The sequence below is a fragment of the uncultured Imperialibacter sp. genome, from assembly GCF_963974565.1.
Classification (GTDB): domain Bacteria; phylum Bacteroidota; class Bacteroidia; order Cytophagales; family Cyclobacteriaceae; genus Imperialibacter; species Imperialibacter roseus.
The window spans coordinates 465,083-478,182 of the sequence record NZ_CAXBCJ010000001.1; the positions used below are offsets into that span (position 1 = coordinate 465,083).

A 13,100-nucleotide genomic window follows, 5' to 3' on the forward strand; every position below is an offset into this window, starting at 1 on the left:
AGAACAAAAGGCCGCACCAGCCAACGCTGGTACGGCCTTTCAGGGCCTGAATTGTATGCCTATTACTGTACTGTTCTTACTCTTACGTCGCCGTAATCGCTGCTGACATTGATGGTGCCCCCCTGGCCTGTACCCAGTTTGCCACGATACTCTTTGCTGTTGTGGTCTTTCACCACGTAGTTGAATTCGAAGGGCACGCCTGAGTACGACATGTCGCAGTACTTCAGGTTGGCTTCCACCGAGGCGTTGGCTCCGCTCTCAAGGCCAATGTCAAACGAGCCAAACTTGCCGTCGAGGCTGATGCGCTGAAAGCCCTTGGTCACCTTGCGCACGGTGAAGTCCCCGGAATAACTCGTGGTCAGGTCCATCGACTTCCGCAGCAGATCGAGCTCAAAGCCCGAGAAGCTCACCCTGCCGGTGATGTTGTTGAGGGAGCCAAATTCCACGCTGCCATACTTAGCGTCGAGGTTCACATCCAGCAACTCCTCAATATCAAGATCCGAAAACTGGCTATTGATAGTGGCGTTGCCCACCTTGCCTATGTCGAGCTTGCTGTACTTCACTGTCATGTCGGTTTTTTTGGTGCTGGTAATGTCACCGCTACCAAACGACAGCTCGAGTCTCAGGTCGTTGGAAAATGTTTCTGCTTTGATATTACCGTAAGCAATGTCGAGGGTGGCCGGGCCATCGTAGGAACCAATGTAGGTGTCGCCAAAGCTGTTTTTCACCGTTAACGGTAGGTTCGATGGCATTTTAATCGTGTAGTTGATCTCAAACTCTTCGTTGTTCCTGTTGTTCAGACTGCCGTCAATTCTGGTTTCGAAAGAGATCGCCTGCGACGACTCCATGATGGTGACGTTGATCTGGTCGAGCATCTTCATGGCCCTCGACTCATTGCGGTTATCTACTTTGATGACTACCTCCACGTCTATCTGTGGCTTGTCCCAGGTGGAAATCTCCACTTTCCCAAACTTATTCCTTACCGAAAACGCCAGGCGGTTGTCATTTACCTTGTACGATTTCGAGACCCTCTTCTCTTTTTCCGAGCCCTGAGCACTCGCCAGGCCTGCCACAAACAGCAGACAAAAAACCAGTGCCGAATATTTCAAATGTTTATACATGTTCTGTTTCATGGTCTTTCTCTTAAATAGAAACTGTTTCCTCCTGCGCTTTTTTCTGCCGAATCCGCTGCAGAAGACTGATTTGTTGATTTAGAATTTCGACACGCAATTGGAGATTGCGAATCACTGCATCCATCAGTTTCTCATTATATTGAAAGCTTTTCAATTCTTTTTTCAAGTCCATATACATGGAGTCAAGTTTCTCCACATCCTGCAAAAACTCCTCTTCAAGATCGCTATTGGCCAGGCGAAAGTCTTCTATCTCCTGCTTCTTCTGGCTGATCAAAGTTGTGTAATAGTGATCAGCCTCCACAAACTCTTTGTACTCTTCACTTACTGCCACTTCATTTCCCCCGGTTTCCTTGTATTGCATCACCTTTTCCACTGCAAACCAGGAGCTTGTAAGAAAGAAAAACACTGCTGCGACTCTCCAGGTCCAATTCCACATAGGAACGGGTTCCTTTTTGTCTTTTTCAAGCCCTTTGCTAATGTTGGCCCATACCTTATCGGAGGTTTCCTTGTCATCAAACTCCTCCTTGTGGTTGCGAATAAATTCTTCTAAACGACTACTCATAATTCACCTCCGACTTCAAAATTTCTCTCAATCTGCTTTTCGCTCTATTAAACTGCGACTTCGATGTTGATTCTGTTATGCCCAATATGTCTGCAATTTCACGATGATCGTAACCTTCCAGCAGGTAGAGCGATAACACTGCTCTGAAACCGTCCGGAAGTTGTGGGATGGCTCTCTTGATCCTCTCCACACTTAACAAAACTTCAGGATCATTTTCAAGCGAAGTTTGCTCATCGGCAACATCCACTTCGCCAATTTCCTGGTCGCTCATTTCCAACTTTCGTTTGCGAATATGGTTGATCGCCTTGTTCACCACTATTCGCTTTAGCCAGGCACCAAAGGTGGCGTCACCCTTGTACGACTGAATATTACGAAAGGCACTTAGGAAAGACTCCTGCAGGATGTCTTCAGCATCAGACTGGTTGTTCACAATGCGCCAGGCAACATTGAGCATGGCTTTGTTATACAGTTTGTAAAGCTGGTATTGCGCCTCTCTGCTCCCCTCCCGACAACTGTCGATAAGGGACTGATGGATATTGACAACGGCGCTTTTCCCTTCCTCCGTCACTGTATATGCTTGTGAATCCTCCAACCTGTATGCAATTGCTCTCTCCAAAACTTTCGAAATTCTATACCAAAGACCTTAGGAGAAACAGAGGGTTGCATGAGGAGGTTAAATGTGAAAAATTGTTCTATTGTTTTTGCTGAATACCGTCGTACTCGTCGTCCGGTTGGCCGTCATTGTCCCAATCGAGGCGAGAAACGAACCTGGCCTGGTTGTTTTCCAACACCTGAAAAAAGTAGCTGTTGTCACCTTCGTCGGATGACAGGTAGAGGCTGTCGCCAATGAAATGCCAATGCCCCCCCGACTCAAAAATCAGAGAGTCTTTAAGATTATAGTAGCGTGACATGTAGGTTCCATTGCTGCTAAAGGTAGTTCGGATTGGCTTCATTTGAAGTATGCTGTCCCAGTCACCATTTTTTATAGTCAGCGTGGAATCTGTGGTGCCGTTGGCGATAGTATGCTGGATCAGTTTCAGCGACACATTCCTCCATTCGCCTTCGAGGAGTTCGTAGTTGTCGGGTTGGCGAGCGCAGGAAGCCAGCAAAAATGTAAGACACAGAAAAGAATAAATAGCCTTCATGGGACTACGTTTAACAATATAAGTAGAATTAGTTCAGGTAAACCCAGGACACTTACTACAGCTCACTAAAAAATAAACTAATAACTCCGACTAAAAGACAGTCTGCCTACCCTAAGGTTTCTCTTATTCCAAAAAATTTAGAAACCTCCCACCTTAAAGTAACAGCTCTTTTATTACATATTTACTCAAACTCTGCTACTTATCCCTATAACCCTGAATAAATTATTTGCGCTTATTGCCATTATAACAATTGGCATTAGCTGCACCAAAGGCATGACACCGGCTTGGAGGTCGGTAAGGCGCCGGTGGTTAGCAATGAGTGACAGAACAGTGCTATTTTAGAAGTCGCCTTCGCCACCTTCGAAGTCCTCTCTTTCCTCCCGGCCTCCGCCTCTTTTCTTCTGGTTGAGCCGGTACACAAAGCTGACCATGAACTGGCGGGAGCGCCACTGGAATTCGCTCTCCTGATAAAATGTCTCTCCCTGAGTGATACCTCTCCACTTTCTGGAGTTGAGGATATCTCTCACACTCAGGTTAATAGTGCCATTTCCATTGAGGATGTCTCTGTTCAGTCCCATATCGATGGCATAGTAGGCCAGCCTTTCACCTTGAGGTGTATTTTGAGGCGCTCTGTAGAAAGCATTCACCTGATAGTTGACTTTCTTCCAAAGTGTGACCCTGGAGTTTACCCTCCCGCTCCACGTGTAGGTATCGGCGTTGAGAGATTCCCCATTGAAGTCACCTTCGATGATACTCCGGTAGAAGTTAAAATTCAGGCTTGATGTCCACCAGTCAAACCAGTCTTTGGAAATATTTGACTCCACGCCGAAAGCATTTTCGAAGGCGAGGTTGAGCGGCTGCGAAAACGTTACACCATCGGCATCTACGTAATTCACCCGCTGACTGACGTCGCTGGTCCGGCGGTTGTACACACCAGCGTATATGGTAGATGTTTTTCCATTGACCAAATAGCCGATTTCATAGCTGTTGGTAAATTCGGGATTCAGGTTCGGATTACCCGTGCGTATGTTCCTTGCATCGCTGAAAGAAGAGAACGGGTTCAGTTCCCGGAACCTTGGCCGACTGATCCTGCGGCTATAACTCACCTGCCACGAATGCGTTTCGTTGAGGTGGTAGTTAGCGTGAATACTCGGGAAAAGGTTTGCGTAAAGACGGTCGTTTGTTTCGTCGGTTTGCAGCAACAACGTCTGGATGTCGGATAGTTCAGCTCTCAAACCAGCCTGGTACGACACCTTGCCATGGCGATTGGCAATCAGCCCGTACACAGCATGCACATTTTCTGTATAACGGAAGTCGTTAGTGAAGTTCACAAGATTATTCCATATGCCAACGGAGTCCTGCTCTTCCACGAGGTAATTGGTGGAAATTCGCCTGAAGGTACTTCTGAATCCGGCTTCGAATTTTCCATCCTTAGAAAAAGGGTGCACGTAATCCGACTGAACCAGGAGGTTCCTTTCTGTTTCATCGTTTAACGACCGCTGACGCAACATGATCATTTCAGGATCCTCGCCGTCGAGCAGGCGCTGTTCAATATCGGCATCTTCCGATTCGTTATTGTCCCGGAATTGGGCATATGCCGTTAGTTTGCGGTCTTTATCGTCAAATGATCGCTCGTAGTTCAGCGTCACCTCTGAGTTCAGTTCATTTTCCTGCTCGGTATTGACCCGACCGGTTCTGTTCTGCAACACGTCGTTGCTATTAAAGTCTTCGTAAATCAGGTTGTTCACATTCTCGCCATCTTCGTACCTCACCACTCCCGATACTGTAATGACGTCTTTTGGGGTCACAAAGAAATCGGCTCCGGCTCGCAGGTTGTGTGCCCAGCCGCCCCTGGTTCTGTCTTCGGTTCTTCTTGTGATAAATGAGGTATCAGGAAGCGTATATCGCTGAAAGGAGCTGCCTCCGCCCGGGCTCTCCCGGTAATTGGCCCCATAGTTGACAAAGTAGTTTATTTTCTCCCTGCGAAAATTAACATTGGCACTGGCTCCATAGTTGGCCGGGTAGCCGGCATTTAACTCAAAAGATCCATTTACCCCATTTCTGTCGTCCTTCTTCAGTACGATATTAATAATACCCGCCGACCCCTCCGCCTGATAACGAACCGAAGGATTTGTCACTACTTCAATGCTTTCGATCAGGCTTCCCTGCAACGACTGGAGCCCGTTGGAACCGCTGATACCCACCAGCCCCGATGGTTTTCCATCAATCAAAATTCTTACGTTCTGGCTTCCCCGAAGCGCCACATTTCCATCGGTGTCAACAGTAACAGAAGGCACATTGTCGAGCAGTTGCGTGGCAGTGCGCCCCACGTTGCTTGGGTCTTTGCTCACGTTAAATATGCGTTTGTCGAAGCTCATTTCCATTTGGCCTCTCTCAGCCTCCACCACCACTTCCTGCAAAGTTTCGCTGTCTGCTTCGACAGCTATGGTGCCCAGATTCATACGCTTCTGCCCCTCCGACAAGGTTATTCCCGAAAAATACTTGTCCTCGTATGAAACAAACTGTACCAGGCTGTAATATGAGCCTGGTGCCAACTCAATTTTAAACTGGCCCTGAAGGTCGGTAACAACGCCGGATACAAGGCTGGAGTCGGCCGTGTAGAAGGAAACCGTGGCGAATTCCAAAGCGTCACCGCTACCTGCGTCAACAATTTTGCCTACAACATCCACTTCCCCTCCTTCCTTTTGAGCAATAGCATCCGCTGACGTAAATAAAATGAGTCCTGCAATAAAGAATATTGTTGGGCGTGATAAATTCATGATAACTTTGTGTTGCTGAGCGAAAGAGAAGTGTGAAAATTTGCCTGAAACAAATGATGAACATCACATCTTGTCGCCGGGTATACTATTTAGTAAGTGTTCCAACGTCTATTTTGTTCAAATCTTTATGTGTTCGGCACATATACCCGATCAACGGAACGCAAGTCGAAGTAAATGAGGTGATTAACTATGCAGGTAATTGACTTACCCAACAACACTGAACATGCACGGTACTTTGCCAGCCTGCCCGACGGGGGGCCCGTTTACCATGAATTTCATCCTGAGTGGATCATAGTAGAGCCATGGAATGCGATTTCCTCACTGCTTATTCTACTCCCGGCAGTTTATTGGGCATTCAAACTTAACAAGGAGTTAAAGAGCTACCTTTTCCTTGCTTACTGCATGCCGTTGCTGTTTTTGGGCGGACTTGGCAGCACACTCTTTCATGCATTCCGCAATAGTGAGTTTTTCCTATGGCTGGACGTGTTTCCCACAGCCGTCTTAACCATCTCACTCAGCATCTATTTTTGGATCAAAGTATTACCCAGATGGTGGCAGATCGTCTATATCATTGTGCCTGCGGCAGCTGTCAGGTATGGAATGTATTTTATTGTGTCGCCTCATACTGCACTCAATATCTCCTATGCCATTACGGGCACCCTGCTTTTTCTGCCAATTTTGCTATTGCTAAACAAGATAAAGTACCGTTATGCGGGAATAATAGGTGCTTCGATAGCGCTTTTCGTATTAGCGCTTGTTTTCAGGGAACTCGATGCCTGGAAGGAAAATGCACTGCCCATGGGCACGCATTTTCTATGGCACATATCGACCGGTGTAGGCGCATTTTACCTGGCAGAATTCCTTTACAGATTCCGTAGGCTGGAGAATTTAAAAGGCGAGATTTACTTAGAAGCTGCTTCCTGAGCGTTTTTCAAAGCTATTTCAAAATCAGGGGACACCTCCAGCGCTTTATCAAACATGGCTTTGGCTCCAACATTATCGCCCTGAGCCTTAGCAGCCAGCCCCTTGAGGTTATACAAAGCGGCATGCATGCTTACTTCCTGCGTGGTTTCATCTGCTTTAGGAAACACGATCCTGGTCTCCTTCAATTCCGGCTTTGCCAGCAGAATGTCGGCTGACGTGTTTACTTCCACGTAGTGCTTCACCTGTAGCTGAAGAAAAGCCATTTTGTACAGTGTCAAAGGATTGTTTTGTTTCATGTAAAGCGTCTCGTACTGTGCGAGTGCTCTGTCGGGCAAGCCAAGGCTTTCGTAGCAAATAGCAGAAAGCTCCAGCATCAATGGGTTGCCGGGGTTGGCCCGCAGTGCTGCCTGGGTCACGATTGCGGCGGATGAATAATTTTGAAATTCGTAATATAAAAGAGCCAGTGAGTCAAGTAGCGCCGGATTTTTGCTGTCAATGGCAATCATGTTATAAAGCGCCGTTCTGGCTACGGCAGCATCGTTGAACAAAGAGGCCATTTCAAACACTTGCTTGTTTCTCTTGAACTCAGGTGTGGACTGAGGCGAATCCTGAGCAAAGGCTGCGACCACTCCAAAAAGCACCAACATCAACGTACCAACTACTCTTTTCATATTTTTCTTAGTTAATAAGCTTCTTTAACAATCCCGAAATTAACTTCCTCAGTTGAATCACGAAATATTTACCCACGATTTAACAACATTTAACCGATCCTGCTACCTAAATCGATCGGCAGTCGGCCCGGCTACACGATTTAGCCAGCCTGTTAGGTTTTCAACTCCTTTACGGGCTTCAGGCCCATCTTCAACCCTGTTTTCAGCATCAGCTCATAGGCAGGTCCAAATTCATTGCGGATTTCGCCTTCCATGATCGCTTCCTTGATCACTTCCTTGATTTCCCCAATGGGCTTGGAAGGAGGAATGCCAAAGGCCTCCATGATCATTTCGCCTGAAACTGGCGGCTGGAAGTTGCGCACATGGTCTTTGCCTTCTACCTCAGCCATTTTCTGTTCCACCAGTTCAAAATTACTGAGATAGCGCTGTACCCTGTTGTGGTCTTTGCTGGTGATGTCGGCCTTGCACAGCTTCATCAAGTCTTCCACATCGTCTCCTGCTTCGAACAGCAGCCGACGAATGGCAGAATCGGTCACCTCCCTCTTCACCAAAGCGATGGGTCTCAGGTGCAGCCTGACCAGCTTCTGCACATACTTCATTTTTAAGTCCATGGGCAGGCGCATTCTTCTGAAGATCTTGGGCACCATGCGAGCACCCCTGTCTTCGTGGCCGTGGAAGGTCCAACCTACCTTGTCGTTGAAGCGCTTTGTGGCTGGCTTGGCGATGTCGTGCATAATGGCTGCCCACCGTAACCATAGATCGGTGGTGACCTGACTAACGTTATCGAGCACCTTCAGCGTATGAAAGAAGTTGTCTTTGTGCGCCTTGCCATTGATCACCTCCACGCCATAAAGATCCACCATTTCGGGAAACACATATTTGAGAACTCCCGCATGGAACATGAGCTGAAAGCCATAAGAAGGCGGGTTCGACAGAATGATTTTATTAAGCTCGTCCGTTACCCGCTCCATTGAAACAATCTCTAACCGGTGGGCATTTCTGGTAATGCCTTCCATGGTATCGGGAGCAATGTCGAAGCCGAGCTGCGCACCAAACCTGATACCCCGCATGATTCTCAGGGGATCGTCTGAAAAAGTGATATCGGGATCAAGCGGTGTTCTGATTGTCTTTTTGCGCAGGTCTTCAATGCCATTGAAAGGATCGACAAGGTCCCCAAACCTTTTCTTGTTAAGGCAAATGGCCATGGCGTTGATGGTGAAGTCCCTGCGGTTTTGGTCGTCCTGGAGGGTGCCATCTTCCACAATCGGCTTGCGGCTGTCAGTCCGGTAGCTTTCCTTACGGGCGCCAACAAACTCAAGCTCATACTCGCCCCACTTGACCTGAGCAGTGCCAAAATTTTTAAAAATACTAAGGTTGGATTTGCCCTTGAGGCTGCGGGCCACTTGCTCTGCCAAAGCTATGCCACTCCCAACACACACAAAATCAAGGTCTTTGGATGGACGATCCAGGAAAATATCTCTCACAAACCCACCAACAACGTACGCCTCCACACCCAGCTCGTCTGCAGCTTTACCAACAATGGCAAACACTGGGTCGCTCTCCAAAACGCTGAGTATTTTATTCACATGCTCACCCATGGCACAAAGTTAGCCCATTCTCAAGAAAGAATAGCATAAGTAAGAAAAGCTGTATCAGGCTTTTTTCATATCAAAAAAGAAGGTCGTGCCCTCACCCAGTGCTGTTTCCACTTCCAAACGACTACCCATGTTCTCCACAAATTCGTAGCATAGAAGCAAGCCTAAGCCGGTTCCTTTTTCATCGTTGGTGCCGGATTCTGAGTAGTGAGTTTCGTGCTTAAACAGGAGTTTAAGTTTGTCTTCAGAAATACCGACACCATTATCTTTCACCCTAATCCTCACCAAGTCGCCCATATCTTCCGCCTCCACTGCGATGGCTCCATTGGCTTTGGTAAATTTGATGGCATTGCCCACCAGGTTTCGAAGCACAACAGTTAGCTGAGGAGCATCACCCAATACCATAAGGTTAGCGGCTGACTGGAAGGTGAGGGATATGTTTTTCCTTTCAACAAAAAGCTTGAAATGAGAGGTGATCTCCGCCAGAATCGGTTGAAGCAAAACCGGCTCTATATTGGTTCTAATGCCGTTCATTTGCGTAAGCCCCCAGTGCAGGAGGTTATCGAGTACGTCAAATGACGCATCCACGCTTTGCTTGGCTTCTGGCGCTACCTCCCTGAGTTCTTTCAAGGTTATTTTCTTACTATTCAGCAGGTCCAGCAGCTGTTTCAGATTGGCCACCGAATTCCGCAGGTCGTGGCCAATGATCGAAAAAATCTTCGACTTGGTTGCATTCATTTCTTCCAGCTTTTTTGCCTGGGCAGCTATTTCCCCATTTTTTGCCTGTAGCTCGCTGTTGTGCTGATTCTGAAATTTGGACGCCCTGAACAATGCAAAAGTCAGCGCAATCAGAAGCCCAATGGCTACAAGAGACAGAATGATGTAGTAGTTCTTTGCCCTTGACTCCTGTTCATTAAGCGCCTTTTCCGTTTCAAGCAGTTCTATTTCTCCCTGCTTGCTTTCGAGGTCATACACAGCCTCAATGGACGCTATGATACTTTCTTTGTCAGCGTTATAAGTGCTGTCGCTGATCTCAATATATAGCTTGTAGTTGGTGAGGGACTTCTCATAGTCTCGTTTGCCTTCATACCCCCGGGAAAGTACCATATAGGCCCGCATGGCTATCAGAGACGACCCAAGCTCCTGCCCCATCTCAAGCGTTTCTTTTCCTTTGCGGATGGCTTCATCGTACAACCCCTGCTGAAGATCGATATTGGCGAGGCGCTCAAAGCCAAGTGCCACTATGCGGCGATTGCCCGTCAGCCTCCCTTCCAGTATGGCTCGCCAATTATAATCCACCGATTGCTCCACGTCGCCCTGATTAAAATGAATGAGTGCTATATGGCTATAAAATATCGGAATAGATGACCTCAACCCCAGCCGGTTAGTGATCGCCAGGCCCCGGGTGCAATAGTCGAGGCCTTTTTCATACTCACCAAGAGAGATAGAAATACCTCCAAGATCTCTGTAGGCTTCTATCAGCGGCTTCTCCAACCCCAATTCTTGTGCTAATGCCTCCGACCGTTGATAGTAGGTCAGTGCCATGGTGTAGCTACGTTGTTCAAAAAGGTTTCTCCCGGCAGATAAAACTGCACTGACGAGACCTTCGGAGGGGCCGTACTGTTCGAAAATCCTGATGGCGTCCAAAGCATTTTTCAGCCCGTCAGCGTAGTTTCCCTCCACCCAGTGTGTCCAGCCAAGCTTCTCATATCCCCTCGCCCTGGCATAGTCAAACTCTTGTTGCTCGCCAAGCTCCAATAGTTTTTTGGCATAGAAGAAGCCCGAGTCTACATTGGACAGCATAGCAACATCTGCCTTTGACGAAAGCTCATCGACAATGGATGAATCCGGCTTGTCCGTACCCTGACCAGTACCTCTTTCAGGGAGAAAAAGAGCCAGCAAAAGAAGGCAAACAGTAGACTTACTCAGAAAGATGAACTGTCCAAAATTATCTCTCTTGAAGAACATGAACTATTTGGTTGATGGTGCTTTAAGGCTTGTAACACCAAATGCTTTTGGGGCACTTAGCTTACAGCTCACAATTTCCATTTTTCAGGTTCGATAAATATATGACTTAAGCACTTTGAATAAAACTTTCGCTCTTCAATCTTTCCCGGCCCAGGCCTTTTGAAGAAACCTAAGCCAGTTTCCGTGCATCACTTGTTCAACTTCATTTTCCGAATAGCCTCGTTTTGTTAGCAAATCTGGCACTGTTTGCAGGTCAGCTATCGTGTTTAAATCGTAAGGGCATTGCTCTTTCCCAAAGGCGCCATCCAGATCGGATCCAATGCCTATGTGCAAAGCATTGCCGGCCAGCTGACAAATGTGATCCATGTGGTCAATCATTTTTTCAAGGTTGCAATCCATGGCCCGGGGAGTCGATTGGCCCCGCACCCAGCCGGGCACCATCATCCAGGCGTCGAGCGCTCCCCCTATAACAGCGCCACGACCGATTAGCTCTTTGATTTGCTCGTCGCTGAACTGGCGGTTGTGGTTAACCAGCGCCCGGCAGTTGTTGTGGCTGGCCCACACCGGGCCCTGATAATGATCCAAAGCTTCCCAAAAGCTGTCGTCGCACAAGTGAGTGGCATCCAAAATAATCCCGAGCCGCTCCATTTCTTTCAGCAGCTCCCGACCTTTTGGACCGAGCCCTCCAGTTGCATCGGTGCCCTGGGCATAGCGGCCAGGCCCATAATGCGCCGGGCCCAAAGCTCTGAGACCGTAAGCATACGCTCTTTCAAGATGAGCCACAGTAACAATGGAGTCTGCCCCTTCCAAACTCAGGATATAGCCTACTGGCTTGCGCTCATTTGGCTGCCCATTGCCCCACAATGCAATATGCTTATTGAGTAGGGAAAGGTTGGTGATTTGAGTCATTTCACCGGCCTCCTCCATGGCTTTGTACCAGGCCAGCTGCCCTTGCGTTTGCGCCCAGGCTTGCTCAGGCGAATGCCACCCGGGCAAAGGATTGCCACGTGCTACATAACGGGCAATTTGCGTGGCCACCACCAGGCCGATGTTTCCCCGGCGAAGCTCCGGCAGCGAAACTACTGCTTTCGCTCTGTCAGGCTTGTCGGTTAGCCCTTCCTCCCTTTTATTAATGTCAGCTACTGGAAGTCTGATGTCCCTGTTCCATTCCATGGCGTTCATGGACAGGTCAAGGTGGGCGTCGATGGTGAACATAGAGGATTTGAAATTTGTCGATTTCAAATTAGGAATTAGTCCTTGCTTAAAAAAAAATCAGGAGCCGGAAAGCAGTTCTATGGCCTTATCAAGCGCACTTTCTTCATCAACCTCCACATCAGGCTTTATACCGACACCTTCCCAATTGGTTTTTGTTATAGGGTTGATGGCCCGACCGACGGGAATGATGGCCACAATTGCTTCTGAAATGGTGTACCGGTTAACCGGATGTGCCCCGCCGCCAGTAGTTTCACCAACAATGGTGGCTCGCTTGAGCGATTGCATGTTGTAGGTAAACTCCTCAGCCGCTGAAAAAGTATAGTCGCTTGTGAGTATCAAAAGCGGCTTGCTTTGGAGATCGGGCCCTTCAATCTCCTGCAGGGTGTAAAAATCGGTACTGGAATCGCTGTTTCGGAAATAAAGCGTATTAAGGTGAACAGGCTTGCTTCTATCGAAAAAATAACTGGATATAAGCTGCACTGCTTCTGGTGAACCACCACCATTATTTCGAAGGTCAAGAATCACGGCTTTAGCTCCTGACAGCAGCGTCATTTGTTTAGTCAAGTCGGCCCTGAAGGCACTAATCGGGTTATGGAAACCCGTGATTTCAAGGTAGCCTACCTGATCGGCCAACATCCTGGCCTTCCCAAATCCATTAGGGTAACTGGGCACTTCCCTTCGATTGGAAGTGCTTCTGCCCCGACTGCCCAGCCTGATTCGCAAATGTTTGTCGCCGACTACCGACCTCACCTCCTCGTGCAACAAATTGGCCAGCTGTTCGTCAGTCATTTCTCCATCAAACTTCCCTTCCCCCAGGCGTTGGAGCAGGTGGTCACTCATTTGCTCTGCCTTGTCCTCGTAGATGTAATTATCTTTCAGCGCAGTCGCCAGGGCTTTCACCGTCGACTCTACATGAGGGGCTGGCCTGGCGTCGCACGCAAAAGCAACCACTAAAAGACTGAAATAGAAGCATTTGATCATAAGGGTAAATATAAAACCATCTACACTCGAAATGGCCCCCATTCCGGGGGATTTTTTCCCGTCCGGTTACCTTAACGAGAAAAACATAAATTGGCTATATTGGCTCCTCAACACCAAACCATCTAT

General features: G+C 48.0%; 11 protein-coding genes. 1 reads left to right on the plus strand and 10 read right to left on the minus strand.

Annotated features, from left to right (window positions below):
• Positions 1-62: 62 nt before the first annotated feature.
• From AAC052_RS02100 to AAC052_RS02120, 5 genes are all read right to left on the minus strand, one after another.
• Entirely contained in the window at positions 63-1,133 is a 1,071-nt protein-coding gene (locus tag AAC052_RS02100) for a hypothetical protein (protein ID WP_339810564.1), read from the minus strand.
• A gap of 10 nt (positions 1,134-1,143) precedes the next feature.
• Positions 1,144-1,695: a hypothetical protein gene (locus AAC052_RS02105; protein WP_339810566.1), complete on the minus strand. Its 552-nt coding sequence runs from the start codon at positions 1,693-1,695 to the stop codon at positions 1,144-1,146.
• Positions 1,688-2,311, minus strand: coding sequence for a sigma-70 family RNA polymerase sigma factor (locus AAC052_RS02110; RefSeq protein WP_317490181.1), 624 nt, complete (start codon positions 2,309-2,311; stop codon positions 1,688-1,690). Before AAC052_RS02110 ends, AAC052_RS02105 begins: the two co-directional genes overlap by 8 nt.
• Before the next feature lie 76 nt (positions 2,312-2,387).
• Positions 2,388-2,840: a hypothetical protein gene (locus AAC052_RS02115; protein ID WP_339810568.1), complete on the minus strand. Its 453-nt coding sequence runs from the start codon at positions 2,838-2,840 to the stop codon at positions 2,388-2,390.
• A 338-nt stretch (positions 2,841-3,178) separates the two neighbouring features.
• On the minus strand, positions 3,179-5,620 hold the full coding sequence (locus AAC052_RS02120) for an outer membrane beta-barrel family protein (RefSeq protein ID WP_339810569.1): 2,442 nt from the start codon (positions 5,618-5,620) through the stop codon (positions 3,179-3,181).
• A 189-nt stretch (positions 5,621-5,809) separates the two neighbouring features.
• On the opposite strand from AAC052_RS02120, the gene AAC052_RS02125 reads away from it, so the two are divergent.
• Complete coding sequence (locus AAC052_RS02125) at positions 5,810-6,544, plus strand: ceramidase domain-containing protein (protein ID WP_317490178.1); 735 nt, start codon at positions 5,810-5,812, stop codon at positions 6,542-6,544.
• On the opposite strand, the gene AAC052_RS02130 is transcribed toward AAC052_RS02125, so the two are convergent.
• The 5 genes from AAC052_RS02130 to AAC052_RS02150 form a co-directional block, all read right to left on the minus strand.
• Positions 6,523-7,215, minus strand: a complete 693-nt coding sequence (locus AAC052_RS02130) for a tetratricopeptide repeat protein (protein WP_317490177.1) — start codon at positions 7,213-7,215, stop codon at positions 6,523-6,525. The genes AAC052_RS02125 and AAC052_RS02130 overlap by 22 nt on opposite strands.
• 152 nt (positions 7,216-7,367) lie before the next feature.
• On the minus strand, positions 7,368-8,813 hold the full coding sequence (locus AAC052_RS02135; RefSeq protein ID WP_339810574.1) for an HD domain-containing protein: 1,446 nt from the start codon (positions 8,811-8,813) through the stop codon (positions 7,368-7,370).
• Positions 8,814-8,867: 54 nt separating this feature from the next.
• The gene (locus tag AAC052_RS02140; protein WP_339810576.1) at positions 8,868-10,778 is read right to left on the minus strand and encodes an ATP-binding protein; all 1,911 of its coding nucleotides are present in this window, start codon (positions 10,776-10,778) and stop codon (positions 8,868-8,870) included.
• 135 nt (positions 10,779-10,913) lie between these two features.
• A complete protein-coding gene (locus AAC052_RS02145) occupies positions 10,914-11,993 on the minus strand; it encodes a membrane dipeptidase (RefSeq protein WP_339810579.1) in 1,080 nt (359 codons plus the stop codon).
• Between the two features lie 57 nt (positions 11,994-12,050).
• Entirely contained in the window at positions 12,051-13,016 is a 966-nt protein-coding gene (locus AAC052_RS02150) for a S41 family peptidase (RefSeq protein ID WP_339810580.1), read from the minus strand.
• Positions 13,017-13,100 lie beyond the last annotated feature (84 nt).

What these genes read in the sequence shown, in the direction of transcription:
- AAC052_RS02100 (WP_339810564.1), bottom strand. Translation starts at nt 1,133, where the DNA reads ATGAAACAGAACATGTATAAACATTTGAAATATTCGGCACTGGTTTTT.
- AAC052_RS02105 (WP_339810566.1), bottom strand. Translation starts at nt 1,695, where the DNA reads ATGAGTAGTCGTTTAGAAGAATTTATTCGCAACCACAAGGAGGAGTTT.
- AAC052_RS02115 (WP_339810568.1), bottom strand. Translation starts at nt 2,840, where the DNA reads ATGAAGGCTATTTATTCTTTTCTGTGTCTTACATTTTTGCTGGCTTCC.
- AAC052_RS02120 (WP_339810569.1), bottom strand. Translation starts at nt 5,620, where the DNA reads ATGAATTTATCACGCCCAACAATATTCTTTATTGCAGGACTCATTTTA.
- AAC052_RS02125 (WP_317490178.1), top strand. Translation starts at nt 5,810, where the DNA reads ATGCAGGTAATTGACTTACCCAACAACACTGAACATGCACGGTACTTT.
- AAC052_RS02130 (WP_317490177.1), bottom strand. Translation starts at nt 7,215, where the DNA reads ATGAAAAGAGTAGTTGGTACGTTGATGTTGGTGCTTTTTGGAGTGGTC.
- AAC052_RS02135 (WP_339810574.1), bottom strand. Translation starts at nt 8,813, where the DNA reads ATGGGTGAGCATGTGAATAAAATACTCAGCGTTTTGGAGAGCGACCCA.
- AAC052_RS02140 (WP_339810576.1), bottom strand. Translation starts at nt 10,778, where the DNA reads ATGTTCTTCAAGAGAGATAATTTTGGACAGTTCATCTTTCTGAGTAAG.
- AAC052_RS02145 (WP_339810579.1), bottom strand. Translation starts at nt 11,993, where the DNA reads ATGTTCACCATCGACGCCCACCTTGACCTGTCCATGAACGCCATGGAA.
- AAC052_RS02150 (WP_339810580.1), bottom strand. Translation starts at nt 13,016, where the DNA reads ATGGGGGCCATTTCGAGTGTAGATGGTTTTATATTTACCCTTATGATC.